The sequence below is a fragment of the Actinomadura sp. WAC 06369 genome (genome assembly GCF_003947565.1).
In the GTDB taxonomy this organism is placed as follows: Bacteria; Actinomycetota; Actinomycetes; order Streptosporangiales; family Streptosporangiaceae; genus Spirillospora; species Spirillospora rifamycini.
On record NZ_QHJN01000179.1, the window covers coordinates 1 to 15479 of the forward strand.

General features: G+C 72.3%; 12 protein-coding genes. 7 read left to right on the forward strand and 5 right to left on the reverse strand.

The features are described 5' to 3' along the window. Positions 1 to 321: 321 nt before the first annotated feature. Positions 322 to 2298 (forward strand): sensor histidine kinase, encoded by a 1977-nt coding sequence (locus DMH08_RS33125; protein ID WP_233617952.1) that lies wholly within the window; start codon positions 322 to 324, stop codon positions 2296 to 2298. A gap of 250 nt (positions 2299 to 2548) precedes the next feature. Here DMH08_RS33125 and miaA read toward each other — a convergent pair whose 3' ends face one another. Then, positions 2549 to 3442 (reverse strand): tRNA (adenosine(37)-N6)-dimethylallyltransferase MiaA, encoded by an 894-nt coding sequence (gene miaA, locus DMH08_RS33130; protein WP_026405541.1) that lies wholly within the window; start codon positions 3440 to 3442, stop codon positions 2549 to 2551. 119 nt (positions 3443 to 3561) lie between these two features. On the opposite strand from miaA, the gene DMH08_RS33135 reads away from it, so the two are divergent. Next, positions 3562 to 3885 (forward strand): antitoxin, encoded by a 324-nt coding sequence (locus tag DMH08_RS33135; RefSeq protein ID WP_125619969.1) that lies wholly within the window; start codon positions 3562 to 3564, stop codon positions 3883 to 3885. Between the two features lie 16 nt (positions 3886 to 3901). Here DMH08_RS33135 and DMH08_RS33140 read toward each other — a convergent pair whose 3' ends face one another. Beyond that, positions 3902 to 4630, reverse strand: coding sequence for a class III extradiol dioxygenase subunit B-like domain-containing protein (locus tag DMH08_RS33140; RefSeq protein ID WP_199748123.1), 729 nt, complete (start codon positions 4628 to 4630; stop codon positions 3902 to 3904). A gap of 14 nt (positions 4631 to 4644) precedes the next feature. Next, positions 4645 to 6189 carry a tRNA (N6-isopentenyl adenosine(37)-C2)-methylthiotransferase MiaB gene (miaB, locus tag DMH08_RS33145; protein WP_125619971.1) on the reverse strand — a complete coding sequence of 515 codons (1545 nt, stop codon included), beginning with the start codon at positions 6187 to 6189 and terminating at the stop codon, positions 4645 to 4647. 311 nt (positions 6190 to 6500) lie between these two features. Here miaB and DMH08_RS33150 point away from each other — a divergent pair, with 311 nt between their 5' ends. The 5 genes from DMH08_RS33150 (at position 6501) to DMH08_RS33170 (ending at position 12188) form a co-directional block, all read left to right on the forward strand. Next, entirely contained in the window at positions 6501 to 7220 is a 720-nt protein-coding gene (locus DMH08_RS33150) for an amino acid ABC transporter ATP-binding protein (protein WP_064743780.1), read from the forward strand. Positions 7221 to 7282: 62 nt separating this feature from the next. Next, on the forward strand, positions 7283 to 8149 hold the full coding sequence (locus DMH08_RS33155; protein WP_026405537.1) for a glutamate ABC transporter substrate-binding protein: 867 nt from the start codon (positions 7283 to 7285) through the stop codon (positions 8147 to 8149). Between the two features lie 77 nt (positions 8150 to 8226). Further along, complete coding sequence (locus DMH08_RS33160; RefSeq protein WP_051301489.1) at positions 8227 to 8928, forward strand: amino acid ABC transporter permease; 702 nt, start codon at positions 8227 to 8229, stop codon at positions 8926 to 8928. Continuing rightward, positions 8925 to 9911: an amino acid ABC transporter permease gene (locus DMH08_RS33165; protein ID WP_026405535.1), complete on the forward strand. Its 987-nt coding sequence runs from the start codon at positions 8925 to 8927 to the stop codon at positions 9909 to 9911. The genes DMH08_RS33160 and DMH08_RS33165 overlap by 4 nt, the downstream gene beginning before the upstream one ends. Before the next feature lie 189 nt (positions 9912 to 10100). Continuing rightward, positions 10101 to 12188 carry a S9 family peptidase gene (locus DMH08_RS33170; RefSeq protein ID WP_084551145.1) on the forward strand — a complete coding sequence of 696 codons (2088 nt, stop codon included), beginning with the start codon at positions 10101 to 10103 and terminating at the stop codon, positions 12186 to 12188. Here the strand turns inward: DMH08_RS33170 and DMH08_RS33175 are convergent. Together DMH08_RS33175 and rny are read right to left on the reverse strand one after the other, a co-directional pair. Beyond that, positions 12156 to 13397, reverse strand: coding sequence for a glycerophosphodiester phosphodiesterase family protein (locus DMH08_RS33175; RefSeq protein ID WP_125619973.1), 1242 nt, complete (start codon positions 13395 to 13397; stop codon positions 12156 to 12158). The genes DMH08_RS33170 and DMH08_RS33175 overlap by 33 nt on opposite strands. A gap of 99 nt (positions 13398 to 13496) precedes the next feature. Then, positions 13497 to 15056, reverse strand: coding sequence for a ribonuclease Y (gene rny / locus DMH08_RS33180; protein ID WP_442778663.1), 1560 nt, complete (start codon positions 15054 to 15056; stop codon positions 13497 to 13499). Between the last annotated feature and the right edge of the window lie 423 nt (positions 15057 to 15479).

Consider the following 15479-nt stretch of genomic DNA (forward strand, 5'->3'; position numbering starts at 1 on the left):
GGCTTCGCGCCCGCGCCGCCGCCGTCCCGCCGGGGACGTCCTCGCCCGCTCCGGCCCCGCCCCGCGCCACCGCCCGGAGGGGCCGGGAGGGCGCTCTCTCACGGATGTCCGTCAGGTTCCGGATGAGCCCCTGACATGCCTTTTCTTGGCCAGTTTCCGTTTTGCCTGGTTAATATCTCCGCACACCCGGCGCCCGCCGACCGGTCACGGCCGGTTCCGGCCACGCTGTCCGCACGCGGACGCCCTGATGAGTGCAGGACCGAGACTCGGACGCTTTAACATTCCATTACTTTTCTGACCCGGGAGCCCAGGATGGTGACGGTGGCCCAGAGTCACGGGACGGGCCGCGGTGCGGGGCGCACGGCGGGCCTGCTCGCCTGCGGGGCGGTCCTGCTGGTCGTCGCCTCGCTCGCCGTGGGCGGCCTGCTGCCCGCCGACGCGCGGATGGTCTGGTGGCACCCGGAGATCCTCGTGGCGCTGTGCTGGACGGCCGTGGCCGCGGTCCTGCTCCAGCACCGGCCCCGCCTGCGGGTCGGCTGGCTGATGATGGGCGCGGGGGTCAGCGCGGCCGTCTACGTGCTGGCGCTGAACCTCGGGCCGTGGCTGGAGCTGCGGGGATGGGCCCTCGCCGGGTTCTTCCTGTGGCTCGGCACCTGGCTGTGGGCGGTCGACACGTTCGTCCTCACGCTGGTGCTGCCGCTGATCTTCCCGGACGGGCGGCTGGTCTCGGCGCGGTTCCGGCCGGTCCTGGCCATGGCGTTGCTGGTCCCGGCCGTCGTCTGCGCGCACCTGACGCTCGATCCGGACGCGCGCCGCTTCCACAACGGGGTGTCGATCTACCCGTTCACGGACATCCCGCCGCCCATCGCCGTGCTGATCCTCGCGACGCTGGCGGGGTCGCTGCTGTCGGTGGGGGTCCGGTTCGCCCGGTCGGCGCCGGACGTGCGGCGGCAGATCGCGTGGGTCGTGTACCCGGGCCTGCTGGCCGAGGCGGTCATCTACGCCGGGGAGAACACGGCGATCGGCGACCCGCTGCGCAACCTGACGATCGTGGCCGTCCCGATCTGCATCGCGATCGCCATCACCCGGTACCGCCTGTACGACATCGACCTCGTGGTCAGCCGGACGCTGGTGTACGCGGGGCTCGCCGTGCTCATCACGGGCGTGTACTTCGCGCTGCTCGGCATGACGAGCGTGCTCGTCGCGGGGCACGGCGCCCTCGCCGGGCTGGTGGGCGCGATCGCGGCGGGCGCGCTGTTCGAGCCGGCGCGGCGGCGCCTCCAGCGGACGGTGGACCGGGTGGTGCACGGCGAGCGCGACCCGTACCGGATCGCCGACCGGCTCAACCGGCGGCTGCAGACCGCCGCCGACCCCGGCGCGGCGCTGGCCGTCGGCGCCGAGGTGGCGCGGGCGGCGCTGCACGCGACGGGCGTGGTCATCGAGGTCCTGGACCGCGACGGCCGGACGATCTCGGCGGAGGACGGCGTGCCCGGCGAGCGCCCGCACCTGATCCCGCTGGTGTGGCACGGGGAGCCGGTCGGGCGGCTGCGGTTCGGCGTCACCCGGATGCCGGACGCCCGCCTGTCCGGCATCCTGGCGCGCAACCTCGCGGAGCTGGCGAACGCGGCGCGGCTGGCCGCCGACGTGCAACGCTCCAAGGAGCGCATCCTGCGGGCGCGGGAGGACGAGCGGCGCCGGCTGCGGCGCGACCTGCACGACGGGCTCGGGCCGACGCTGGCCAGCCTCGCGATGACCGTGGACGCCGCCCGCATCACGCTCAGGACCGACCCGGAGGCCGCGGACGCGCTGCTGGAGGACCTGCGGACGACCATGGGCCGCACGATCGGCGACATCCGCGAGCTCGTGCAGGGCCTGCGGCCGCCCGCGCTGGACGACCTGGGCCTGGCCGAGGCGATCCGCGCACTCGGCGGCGTCGTCGCCTCCGGGGACGGCCCCAAGGTGGACGTGCACGTCGAGGGGAAGGTCGAGTGCCTGCCCGCCGCCGCCGAGGTCGCCGCGTACCGGATCGTCCAGGAGGCCCTCACCAACGTGCACCGGCACGCCCGCGCGCGGTCGGCCGAGGTGCGGCTGTGCCTGAACGGGGATCTGCACGTCACGGTGGACGACGACGGCGTCGGGCTGCCCGAGCGGATGCGGGCGGGGATCGGCATGGCCTCGATGCGCGAGCGCGCGACGGAACTCGGCGGCTCCTGCACCGTCGGGCCGGGCCCGAAGGGCGGCACGCTCGTCCGCGCCCGCCTCCCCGTCAACGGGGTCCAGCCCCTCGACGCGGCCTGATCCCGGCACGCGATCGGCCCCGGTCGTCCGGAGGTCTGCTCGGAGGGGCGCCGCACCCGGTGGGAGGGCCGGTGACCGCCCCCCGCCAAGAAGGTCGCCACCGGCCCTCTGGCACCGCACTGGACCGAGGCTCCCATCTCGGTCCGTACGGGCCATTCACCAGAGGGTGTGCAAGAAAGAAATTACGCCGCAACCGGTCCCGGTGCAGAGGGACAGTTGTCCCGATCGATCCGGGACGAGACGCAGGTGCTCAGCCTTGGACGAGCGCAAGCGCGCGCGCCACGAGGTCCGGCGCGTCGTAAGGGAGCCACTGGACGCGCGGGTCGCGGCGGAACCACGACTCCTGCCTGCGCGCGAACCGCCGCGTGGTGCGGATCGTGTCCTCCTTGGCCTGCTCTTCGGTCCACTCCCCCGCCAGGTAACGCAGCACCTGCGCGTACCCGAGCGCGCGCCCGGCGGTCAGTCCGTCGCGCAGCCCGCGCTTCTCCAGAGCCCGCACCTCGTCGACCAGGCCCGCGTCCCACATCCGCTGCACCCGCACGGCGATGCGCTCGTCCAGCTCGTCCCTGGGCACGCTCAGACCTATCTGCACGACCGCGCCGTAGCGGTACCGGTGCTCGGGCAGGGTGGCGGTGAACGGGCGCCCCGAGATCTCGATGACCTCCAGGGCCCGGACTATGCGGCGCCCGTTGCTCGGCAGGATCGCCTCCGCCGCCGCCGGGTCGACCTCGCGGAGGCGTTCGTGCAGGACGGCGGAGCCCACGCGCGCGAGCTCGTCCTCCAGGCGCGCCCGGACGGCCGGGTCCGTCCCCGGGAACTCCATCTCGTCGACGGCGGCCCGCACGTACAGGCCGGACCCGCCGACGAGGATCGGCACACGGCCGCGCCCCCGGATCTCGGCGATCGCCTCGGCGCCGAGCCGCTGGTACTCGGCGACGCTCGCGGTGGCGGTCACGTCCCAGACGTCCAGGAGGTGGTGCGGGACGCCGCGCATCTCGGCGCGCGCGAGCTTGGCGGTACCGATGTCCATGCCCCGGTAGAGCTGCATCGAGTCGGCGTTGACCGCCTCGCCGCCGAGCCGCAGGGCCAGTTCCACGGCGAGGTCGCTCTTGCCGGCGGCGGTCGCGCCCACGACCGCGATCACATCAGGAGAGGTCACGGGCTTAATTGTGGCAAGAGAACGGGTATAGCCGGGTTGTACGGGTGCCGCGCCGGAACATCGTGCGGCGCCGTCCGGGACGAGGGATCCGGGGGGATTTTCCAATGTCCATCGTCGACAGGTTCAAGCAGATGCTCGGGCAGAACCCCGACAAGGTGAAGCAGGGCGTGGAGAAGGCCGGGGACGCGTTCGACCAGCGCACCGGCGGCAAGTACGCCGACAAGGTCGACAAGGCCCAGAGCAAGGCCGGCGACTACGTCGACCGGCAGGGCCAGGGCGACATGGGGCAGCGCGACATGGGACAGCCCGACATGAACCAGGGCGACATGCGTCAGGGCGACATGCGTCAGGGCGACATGGGTCAGGGCGAGTCGCAGCGCCACGGCATGGACGAGCCCGGTCCGGGCGAGCCCGGAGGCCGCGCCTGACCGGCGCCCGCGCCGGCTACCGGCCGGGGGCCGCCGCCCACGACGCGACGAGGTAGCCGACTCCGTAAGGGGCCTCGTCGGCGAGGAGCTCGCCGGTGAACCGGCCCGCGGCGGCGGCGCCCGCGAGCACCTGCCACGCCGCGCGCCCGGCCGCCCGCAGTTCCCCGGACGTCCCGGGATCGAGCGCGGCCAGGGCGGCGGCGTCGGCCGCCCCCAGCGCGCGGCCCACGGCCTCGTCGTACGGCCCCGCGCGCTCGTCGAGATACCCCGGTGCCTTCTCGGAACGGCACGCCGAACCGTCGCCCATCACCAGCAGGGCGACACGTTCGGCGGACCCGGCGAGTTCGCGCCCCAGGGCCAGGCACTCCGCGGGCGGCGCGTCGAACGCCACCGAGCGGTACCGCACCCGCACGCCCGTCCCCCGCGCGTCCGGGGCGGCGGCGCGCTCGACCAGCCACCGCCCGATCGTCAGCGACAGCGGCAGCGGCGCCGCGCCGTCGTCCGGGACCTCGGGGCTCGTCCACGGCAGCCCGTACGGGCGGAGCGTCGCGTAGGCGCCGTCCCCGTACGCGACGCCCTCCGGGGCGCCGCCCACGACGGCCAGGACGTCCGGACGGGCGGCGGCCAGGCGGCCGACGGCCTCGTCGCAGGCCGCGCGGAGACCGTCGAGTTCCGGTGCCGCTCCCCCCGCCATGGCGGGCACCAGGAGAGGCGGGTGCGGGCACACCGCCGCCGAGATGAGCACGTCGCCGGGCCTCCTCAGGGGCGGGTGGCGCAGCCGGGCCCGGACGGCGCGGCGGCCGGGGCGGGACGGCCGATGGACGGCATTCCGAGCACGACGCCCTTGGGCGCGTCGCCGCCGCCCTGCCGCGCCTCCCACGCGTCGCCCGCGCGGGTGCGCCGCACGGAGCGGACGTCGCCGTCGGCGACGAGGTGGTGCGGCGCGGCGTAGGTGACCTCGACGGTGACCATGTCGCCGGGACGGACGCGCTCGCCGGGCGCCCGGAAGTGCACGAGGCGGTTGTCGGGGGCGCGGCCGGACAGCCGGCGCGTCTCGCCGTCCTTGCGGCCCTCCCCCTCGGCGACCAGGACCTCGAGCGTGCGGCCGAGCTGCTTCTTGTTCTCCGCCCAGGAGACCTCCTCCTGGAGGGCGACGAGCCGCTCGTACCGCTCCTGCACGACCTCCTTCGGAAGCTGGCCGTCCATGGTGGCCGCCGGGGTGCCGGGCCGCTTGGAGTACTGGAACGTGAACGCCGACGCGAACCGGGCCTCGCGGACGACGTGGAGCGTCTCCTCGAAGTCGGCGTCGGTCTCGCCGGGGAAGCCCACGATGATGTCGGTGGTGATCGCCGCGTCGGGGATCACCGCCCGGACCTTGTCGATGATCTTCAGGAAGCGCTCCTGCCGGTAGGAGCGGCGCATGGCGCGCAGCACCGCGTCCGAACCGGACTGCAAAGGCATGTGCAGCGACGGCATCACGTTCGGGGTCTCGGCCATCGCGGCGATGACGTCGTCGGTGAAGTCCTTGGGGTGCGGCGAGGTGAACCGGACGCGCTCCAGGCCCTCGACCCGTCCGGCGGCGCGCAGCAGCCCCGCGAACGCCGAACCGCCGCCGGACGTCAGCGCGCCCACCTCGTCGCGGACGTCGCCCGCGACGGCCGCCGGCGCGCCGAAGCCCGAGCCGTAGGCGTTGACGTTCTGCCCGAGGAGGGTGACCTCCAGGACGCCCTCGCCGACCAGCGCCTCGACCTCGGCGAGGATCTCGCCGGGCCGGCGGTCCTTCTCCTTGCCGCGCAGGGACGGCACGATGCAGAACGTGCACGTGTTGTTGCAGCCCACGGAGATCGACACCCAGGCGGCGTAGGGGGACTCCCGGCGCGTCGGCAGCGTCGACGGGAACGTCACCAGGGACTCTTCGATCTCGACCTGCGCCTCGCTCTGCACGCGCGACCGTTCCAGCAGCGCGGGAAGCGACCCGATGTTGTGGGTGCCGAACACGACGTCCACCCAGGGGGCGCGCTTGACGATCGTGTCGCGGTCCTTCTGGGCGAGGCAGCCGCCCACGGCGATCTGCATGCCCGGGTGGCCGTCCTTCACCGGGCGCAAATGGCCCAGGTTGCCGTACAGGCGGTTGTCGGCGTTCTCCCGGACGGCGCAGGTGTTGAACACGACCACGTCGGGCTCGGAATCGCCGGCACGGACATATCCGGCGTCCTCCAGAAGGCCGGACAGCCGCTCGGAGTCGTGGACGTTCATCTGGCACCCGTAGGTACGGATCTCGTACGTGCGGGGGCCTGTCTCCATAGGCGCACTCATGACGTCCCCAAGGGTACGCGCCGCCCCGGGTCTCATGGCGGTAACCGTCGCATCACGGAACGGGACGCCGCCGTGGTCACGCGCATCTCACCGGTTACACCCGACTGGCCCGCAACCCTACGCGGACATGGGTTTTCGTGATCGTATCGGTACCACGCGGAAACTTGCTCTGCGAATTCCATGTCGTAAAGTCCGAGCCCATGACGGACAGCGAAGGCGGGCCCGAGCTCACCAAGGGCGACGGGCCGGACGACTCCGCCCCGCAGGGGAAGACCCAGGGCGGCGGGCCCCTCGTCGTGATGGAGAACGTCAACAAGCACTTCGGCGATCTGCACGTTCTCCGCGACATCAACCTCACCGTGGACCGCGGCGAGGTCGTCGTCGTCATCGGCCCGTCCGGCGGCGGCAAGTCGACCCTGTGCCGGTCCATCAACCGGCTGGAGCCCATCGACGGCGGCACGATCAAGGTGGACGGCAAGGAGCTGCCGAAGGAGGGCAAGGAGCTGGCGAAGCTCCGCTCGGACGTCGGCATGGTGTTCCAGTCGTTCAACCTGTTCGCCCACAAGACCATCCTGGAGAACGTCACGCTCGGACCGCTCAAGGTCCGCAAGCAGGGCAAGCAGGAGTCCGAGAAGCACGCGCTGGAACTGCTGGACCGGGTCGGCATCGCCAACCAGGCCCACAAGTACCCGGCGCAGCTCTCCGGCGGGCAGCAGCAGCGCGCGGCGATCGCGCGCTCCCTCGCGATGAAGCCGAAGGTGATGCTCTTCGACGAGCCGACCTCGGCGCTCGACCCGGAGATGGTCAACGAGGTCCTCGACGTCATGACGGGCCTGGCCCGCGAGGGGATGACGATGATCGTCGTCACCCACGAGATGGGGTTCGCCCGCAAGGCCGCGCGCAAGGTCGTGTTCATGGCGGACGGCCAGATCGTGGAGGAGAACACCCCGGACGAGTTCTTCACCAACGCGCGAACCGACCGCGCGAAGGACTTCCTGTCCAAGATCCTGACCCACTGAGTCCGGCTCCGCGAACAGCAAGCACCGAGCCCACCGGCCCCGAAAGAAGCAGAGGAAGAGACATGCGAGTACGTCGTTTCAGCGGCGCCATCGGCGCGGCGGCCGCGCTCTCGCTGGTGCTGAGCGCCTGCGGCAGCGACACCGAGGCCACCGATGCGCAGAGCATCGTGGAGCGGGTCAAGGAGAGCAAGAAGATCACGATCGGCGTCAAGTACGACCAGCCGGCGCTGGGCCTGAAGACGCCGAGCGGCGGCGTCGAGGGCTTCGACGTCGACGTCGCCAAGTACGTCGCCAAGGAGCTGGGCGTCCCCGAGGACGGCATCACGTTCAAGGAGACCCGGTCCGCCAACCGGGAGACCTTCATCACCGGCGGCCAGGTCGACCTGATCTTCGCCACCTACTCGATCACGGACTCCCGCAAGAAGCAGGTCACCTTCGGCGGCCCGTACTACGTCGCGCACCAGGACACGATGATCCGCGCCGACGACAAGTCGATCAAGAAGACCACGGACCTCAAGGGCAAGAAGCTCTGCCAGGCCGCGGGCTCGAACTCCTACAAGCGCGTGATCGACCCGCCGCCGGACGGCCAGCTCGACATCGACGCGACCCCGGTCCCCGCCTCCAGCTACTCCGAGTGCGTGGCGAAGCTGAAGGCCGGCGACCTGGACGCGGTGACCACCGACGACCTGATCCTCGCGGGCTTCGCGAAGCAGCAGGAGGGCGAGTTCTCGGTCATCAACGACCCCTTCACCGACGAGAAGTACGGCGTCGGCATGCGCAAGGGCGACACCGAGACGTGCGAGGCCGTCAACGCCGCCGTCACGAAGATGTACGAGGACGGCACCGCCGCCAAGCTGCTGGACAAGTGGTTCTCGGGCACCGGCCTGAAGCCGACGACGACGGTTCCGCAGTTCGAGGGCTGCGCCTGACCGTTCCGACCGGCCGCGTCGCGCCGGCGTCCCGTCCGATCGGGGCGCCGGCGCGGCCCTGAACACGCTGGAGTGTCATGGAAGACCTGCTCGGCCTCCTCGACTTCGGCCCGGTCTTCGAGAACGGCGACCGCATCCTCGAAGGCTTCTGGGGGACCATCCGGCTGGCGCTGATGTCGGCGCTGCTGTCGATGGTCATCGGGACGATCGCCGTGTCGTTCCGGGTCGCGCCCATCCCGCTGCTGCGGGTGGTGGGGACCGTCTACGTCAACGTGGTGCGCAACACGCCGCTGACACTGGTCCTGCTGCTGTGCAGCCTGGGCATCTCCACAACCCTGCAACTCAAGTTCTCCGATACGAACACCGTGGACGCCTACTGGTGGGCGGTCATCGGGCTCTCGTTCTACACCGGGGCGTTCGTCTGCGAGGTGCTGCGCTCGGGGATCAACACGGTGCCGCTCGGGCAGGCGGAGGCCGCCCGGTCGATCGGGCTGACCTTCACCCAGTCGCTGCGGATGATCATCCTGCCGCAGGCGTTCCGGACGGTGATCGCACCGCTCGGCAGCACGCTCATCGCCATGATCAAGAACACGACCGTGGTGATGGCGGCCGGGTACGCCGAGGCCGCACTGGCGATGTACGAACTGTTCGACGACCCGAACAGCCAGCCGCCCGCGATCCCCCTGTTCATCGCGATCGCGGCGGGCTTCATGGTCCTCACCCTGCCGACCGGGTTCTTCTTCGGCTGGCTGGCCAAGCGAATGGCGGTGGCGCGATGAGCCGGGAGGCGAACGTCCTCTTCGACGCACCCGGCCCCAGGGCCGAGGCGCGCAACCGGATCCTGACGGTCGTCTCGGTCGTCCTCCTGCTGGGCGTCCTCGCCGCGGTCGTCTGGAAGCTCAACGACCGCGAGCAGTTCCGGTCCGCGCTGTGGGAGCCGTTCCTGCGGGGCGACGTCTGGACGAACCTGATCCTGCCGGGGCTGTGGAACACCCTGAAGGCCGCCGCGGTGGCCTCGGTGCTCGCGCTGCTGTTCGGCGCGGTCTTCGGCCTCGCCCGCCTGTCGGACCACTGGTGGATCCGCGGTCCGGCGGGGGCGGTGGTGGAGTTCTTCCGCGCCATCCCGCTGCTGATCCTGATCTTCCTGGCGTTCTTCGCGCCGCCGCTGGTCAGCCCGGTCATCGCCGAGTCGCCGCTCGGGCAGGCGCAGCGGGTCGTGGTGGACAACTTCCTGTTCCTCTTCGGCGTCGAGATCAACTACGGCGTGGTGACCGTCCCGGCGTTCGCCGCGCTGGTGTTCGGGCTGACGATGTACAACGGGTCCGTCCTGGCCGAGGTGATCCGCGCCGGCGTGCTGTCCATCCCCAAGGGGCAGTCCGAGGCCGCCTACTCGATCGGGCTGCGCAAGAACGGGGTCATGCGGCTGGTGCTGCTCCCCCAGGCGGTCACGGCGATGATGCCCGCGATCGTCAGCCAGCTCGTCGTGCTGCTGAAGGACACCGCGCTCGGGTTCATCATCGCCTTCGAGGACCTGCTGCACGCGGGCTTCAAGGTGGTCGGCCCGAACTACCAGAACCTGCTCGCCGCCGCGATCGTCGTCTCGGTGATCTACATCGGGATCAACATGTCGCTGAGCGCGGTCGCGACCTGGCTGGAGGGGCGGCTGCGGCGCAACCGCCGGACGTCCGGGCACTCGGTCGCGCCCACCGCGGGGGTCCCCGCGGCGCCCGGGATGGAACCGGAGGACGTCGAGAAGAAGTAGCGTCCCCCGCGCGCGTCCGCGAAAGCTCCGCGCGCGGCCGAAGGGGCGCCGCCGGCCCGTCCGACGGCGCCCCTTCGCACGTGGGGCCGGGTTCCGGGGTGTGATCACCCGGTCGACGGTGCGTATCTTTCCGAAGTCAAACCGACCGTCATGGCCCCACCGCATCCCCGTATGCGGGACGATTCGGGTATGACCGCTCGTGCGACCCTTCCCCACGGCTCCTGGCCGTCTCCCATCTCCGCGGCCGACGTCGCCCGCGCTCGGCTGCGTCTCGCCTACCCCTCCGTCGCGGGCGACGACGTGTGGTGGCAGGAGACCCGCCCCGAGGAGGGCGGGCGGAACACGGTGGTCCGCCTGAAGGACGGACGCCGCACGGAACTGCTGCACGCGCCGTGGGACGCGCGCACGCGCGTCCACGAGTACGGCGGGCGGTCCTACCTGCCGGTACCGACCGCCGAGGGCACCTCGATCGTGTTCTCCAACTACGAGGACCAGCGGCTGCACCGCCTCGACGAGGGCGACGCGAAGCCGTACCCGCTCACCCCGGAACCGGCCGTCCCGGGCGGGCTGCGCTACGCCGACTACGTGCTCTCCCCCGACGGCGCCGAGGTCTGGTGCGTCTGCGAGGGCCACATCGCCGGCCAGGGCGGCGACGGGGACGGCGCGGACGAGCCGGGCCCCGGCATCCGGCGCGCCATCGTCGCCGTGCCGCTCGACGGGAGCGCCGCGGACGACCCCGGCGCGATCCGCGAGCTGGTGTCCGGCGCGGACTTCTACGCCTCGCCCTCCCCCTCCCCCGGCGGCGGTCATCTCGCCTGGGTCCAGTGGAACCACCCCCGCATGCCCTGGGACGGGACGGAGCTGCGCGTCGCGGCGATCGAGGACGGCGCCGCGGTGTCGCCCCGCACGGTCAAGGGCGGGCTCAAGGAGTCGGTCCTGGCGCCGCTGTGGGCGGACGACGAGACCCTGTACGTCGTCTCGGACTGGCCCGGCTGGTGGAACATCTACCAGGTGGGCCTGCACGGGGAGTCCGCCCAGGCGCTCTACCCCGCCGAGGAGGAGTTCGCGGGCCCCCTGTGGCAGCTCGGCGGCATGCCGTACGCGCTGCTGGGCGACGGGCGCCTGGCCGTCCTGCACGGCGAGGGCGACCTGCGCCTCGGGATCTACGACCCCGAGACCCTCGACCTCGAGGACCTCGACCTCCCCTACACGGACTGGCTGCCGCAGCTCTCCGCGGACGGCACCGCGGTCGTCGGCATCGGCGGCGCCCCCGACACCCCCCGCACCGTCGTGCGGATCGACACCGCGACGGGCCGCGCCGAGGAGCTGCGGGCCGAACTGGAGAACGTCCCGGACGCCGCGTACCTGCCGGCGCCGCGCGCCGAGCGGCTCGAGGGCCCGTTCGGCCGGCCCGTCCACGCGTACGTGTTCCCGCCCGCGAACCCGCTGGCGGGCGGGCCCGCGGACGAGCGCGCGCCGTACGTCGTGTTCGTCCACGGCGGCCCGACCAGCCGCGTCTCCACGGCGCTCGACCTGGAGCGGGCGTACTTCACCAGCCGCGGCGTCGGCGTCGTCGACGTCAACTACGGCGGGTCCACCGGCTACGGCCGCACCTACCGCGAGCGGCTCAGCCGCCAGTGGGGGGTCGTCGACGTGGAGGACGCCGTGGCGGCCGCCCAGGCGCTCGTGGAGCGCGGCGAGGCCGACCCCGAGCGGCTCGCCATCCGCGGCGGCTCCGCGGGCGGCTGGACGACGCTCGCGGCCGTCACGCAGACGCGGGTGTTCAGCGCCGCCACGTCCTACTTCGGCGTCACCGACCTGCAGAGCTTCGCCGAGGGCACCCACGACTTCGAGTCGCGCTACCTGTTCGGCCTGATCGGGCCGCTGCCCGGCTTCGAGCGCGCCTACGAGGAGCGCTCGCCGCTGAACCGGGCCCGCGACGCCGCGTGCCCCGTCCTGCTGCTGCAGGGGCTCGACGACCCGATCGTCCCGCCCGACCAGTCCGAGCGGTTCGCGATGGAACTCGGCGCCGGCGAGACGCCGTACGCGTACCTGACGTTCGAGGGCGAGGCGCACGGCTTCCGCCGGAGCGCCACGATCGTCACGTGCCTGGAGTCGGAGCTGGCCTTCTACGGCCAGGTCCTCGGCTTCGAGCCGCACGGCGTGACGCCGATCGAGCTGACGATGGGCGCCGCGCCGGCGAAGGAGGCGGGACCCGGCGACGGCTCCGGGGACGCCGCCGGGTCAGGGAACGATGTAGGAGGCGATGTCGAGTAGCGCGTGGTCGGCCCCGAAGAACGACACCGTGTCACCGCCGGTGTTGTTCAGGAAGCCGGTGGTCAGGCCGTTGTAGTAGGCGTCGGCCCGGTCGGTGCCCGGGCCGACGTGCACGCGCAGCAGGCTGCCGGGCGGGATCACGTACCCGGGGCCGATCCTGAGCAGGTTGCCGGCCTGGTCGCGCAGGCGGCCGCCGCCGACGTCCACGGGCCGGGACGTGGTGTTGCGCAGGACCACGTGCTCGCTGTTCTCGGGCTGGACGTCGTCCCCGCTCGGGTTCGGGAAGACGCTGTCCACCACGACGCCGTTCGCGCGGGGGAACGTCCGCTTCGCGCCCTCCAGGACGCGGCGGGCCGTGCCGGGGAAGTTCGACGTGACCCAGTCGTACCCCTGGTTCGCGGCCATGGAGACCTCGGCCGGCGAGTCCACCGGGTCGCTGATCACCTTCAGGCCCGCGCCGTGCGCGCGCCGCACATCGGAGGCGCCGGTCGCCCGCGGGTGCGCGTAGACCCCGACGGTCCAGCCCGCCAGCTCGGCGAGTTCGGCGTCGGACAGCATCCTCCCGCCGGTCAGGTAGGAGAGCTGCACCTCGGGCGCGGCCGCGTGGAACTCCGCGAGGGCCGCCTTGTCCCGCGAGTGGACGTGCACCCGGTAGGCCCCCGATCGCAGCGTCGCGCCGTCGGCGAGGCCGGCGGCGGTCAGCTCGCGGGCGAGCAGCGTCGCCACCCCCGGGCTGTTCGCGGGCGACTTCAGCTCCAGCGTGAGGCCGGTCCGCCGGTCCGCGACGTCCAGCAGCTCCCGGACGGTCGGCACCCGCTGGCCCTTGTACCGCGGGTCGAACCACGACCCGGCGTCCAGCCTCTTGATCTCGGCGAGCGTGAACTGGCCGACCTTCCAGGGCGCCCGGTCGGGGTAGACCTCCTCCACGTCCGTGGTGCGGGCGAGCGTGTCGTCGTGCACGAGCACGAGCTCGCGGTCCGCGGTGAGCTGGACGTCGCCCTCCAGGACGTCCGTGCCCTCGCGCAGCGCGTCGCGGTAGGAGGCGAGCGTCTCCTCCGGAGCCTGGCCCGGCGAGCCGCGATGGCCGAGGATCAGCGCGTCCGTCTTCCCGCCGGCGCCGGGGCGGTCGGGGGCGGCCTGGGCGATGCCGGTGGCGGCGAGTGCGGCGGCGAGCACGGCGCCGCCCGCGAGTATGGAGACCCTGTACACGAATGTCCTTCCGGTGAGCCGACCCTGCGCTGATCATCGTGGGAGCTTGCGGACATCCGTCTTACATCTGAACTTTCGCCCAAATAGTCGGCGGGCGGGTCAGCGGGCGAACTCGGTGGCGCGCGACTCCCGCACGACGGTGACGCGGATCTGCCCCGGGTAGGTCAGCTCGTCCTCGACCTGCTTGGCGATGTCGCGGGCGATCACCTGCGCCTGGATGTCGTCGACCGCGTCCGGCTTGACCATCACCCGGACCTCGCGGCCCGCCTGCATCGCGAACACCTTCTCCACGCCCTCGTGCTTGTCCCGGGCGATCTCCTCGAGCCGCTCCAGCCGCTTGACGTACGCCTCCAGCGACTCCCGCCGCGCGCCCGGACGGCTGCCGCTGACGGCGTCCGCGGCCTGCGTGAGCACCGCCTCCACCGTCCGCACCTCGACCTCGTTGTGGTGCGCCTCGATCGCGTGCACCACGTCCTCGGGCTCGCCGTACCGGCGGGCGATCTCCGCGCCGATCAGCGCGTGGCTGCCCTCGACCTCGTGCGTGAGGGCCTTGCCGATGTCGTGCAGCAGCGTGCCGCGCTTGGCGATGTCCACCGGCAGCCGCAGCTCGCCCGCCATGATCCCGGCGATGTGCGCCGACTCGATCAGGTGCTTGAGGACGTTCTGGCCGTAGGACGTCCGGTACCGCAGCCGGCCGAGCAGCGCGATCAGCTCCGGATGCATGTCGGCGATGCCCACGTCGACCAGGGCGTCCTCGCCGGCCCGCACGCACAGCTGCTCGACGTCCCGCCTGCTGCGCTCGTAGACCTCCTCGATGCGCTGCGGGTGGATCCGCCCGTCCAGGACGAGCTTCTCCAGCGTCAGCCGCCCGACCTCGCGGCGCACGGGGTCGAAGCAGCTCAGCAGGACGGCCTCGGGGGTGTCGTCGATGATGAGGTTCACGCCGGTGGTCGTCTCGAACGCCCGGATGTTGCGGCCCTCGCGGCCGATGATCCGGCCCTTCATCTCGTCGCCGGGCAGGTGCAGGACCGACACGACCGACTCGGCGGTCTGCTCGCTCGCGATCCGCTGGATCGCCAGCGTGACGATCTTGCGGGCGCGCTTCTCGCCCTCCTGCCGCGCCGCGTTCTCGATCTCCCGGGTGAGGGGGACGGCCTCGCGCTTGGCCTGGTTCTTCATGGTCGCGACCAGCTCGGCCTTGGCCTGCTCGGCGGTGAGCCCCGCCGCCCGCTCCAGGACCAGCCGCCGCGCCTCCTCGACGCCGTCCAGCTCCCGCCCGCGCTCCTCGAGGGTCCGCTCGGTGACGGTGAGCCGGCCCGACCACGTCTCCAGCCGCCGCGCCTCGCCGTCCAGCCGCCGCTCCCGCTCGGCCAGCCGCGCCTCGCGGCGCTCGAGGTCCTCGCGGAGGGCGCGCAGCTCGTCCCGGACGGCCGCGGCCTCCCGCTCGGCCGCCGCGCGGGACTCCGACTCGAGCCGCCGCGCCTCGCCCTCGGCCCGGTCCAGGAGCTCGCGGCCCTGCCGCTCGGCGCTCGCCCGCACCTCGTCGGCCTCGCTCCGTGCGAGCGCCAGCTCCGCCGCGGCCTTCCCCGGCGCGCCGGGGCGCCACAGGATCACGATGACGAGAGCGACCAGGGTCACCAGCAGCGCTGCACCCAGCAGGACGCTCTCCATGAGGCAGATCCTTCCTCGCCGTCGGGTCCCGTCCGGAGTTCGGAACCCTGCCTAGCGAGGATTTACTCGCGCCCTTTGGACGGCCGAGGACACGGCGACGCCATCACCGGGCCGCGCCGCGCGCGTCCCGGAGATCCGGCCGAGTCCAGATCGGCGAACGTGTCCCTGATGCCTCTCAGCTGCTCGAACGTGTTCGGTCCTATGGCAATCCGCACTAGGCGGAGTAACTCCTCACTGCCGTAACGGTAAGCGGCATGGAGGTAATGAGCAAGCAAACACGGGGCAATCCGGACGGCATCACGTGCGAGTGCGGTTAGTACGCATTGCACGGTGGTGGCTTGCTCATTACCTCCATGACGCTTACCGTGACGGCGGTGCACAGTTACGCGTGCTAGTGCGGATTGGCATGTG

Coding starts and splice junctions, on each gene's coding strand:
- DMH08_RS33135 (WP_125619969.1), top strand. CDS start 3,562: ATGTCCATCGTCGACAGGTTCAAGCAGATGCTCGGGCAGAACCCCGAC.
- miaB (WP_125619971.1), bottom strand. CDS start 6,189: ATGGAGACAGGCCCCCGCACGTACGAGATCCGTACCTACGGGTGCCAG.
- DMH08_RS33150 (WP_064743780.1), top strand. CDS start 6,501: ATGGAGAACGTCAACAAGCACTTCGGCGATCTGCACGTTCTCCGCGAC.
- DMH08_RS33155 (WP_026405537.1), top strand. CDS start 7,283: ATGCGAGTACGTCGTTTCAGCGGCGCCATCGGCGCGGCGGCCGCGCTC.
- DMH08_RS33160 (WP_051301489.1), top strand. CDS start 8,227: ATGGAAGACCTGCTCGGCCTCCTCGACTTCGGCCCGGTCTTCGAGAAC.
- DMH08_RS33165 (WP_026405535.1), top strand. CDS start 8,925: ATGAGCCGGGAGGCGAACGTCCTCTTCGACGCACCCGGCCCCAGGGCC.
- DMH08_RS33170 (WP_084551145.1), top strand. CDS start 10,101: ATGACCGCTCGTGCGACCCTTCCCCACGGCTCCTGGCCGTCTCCCATC.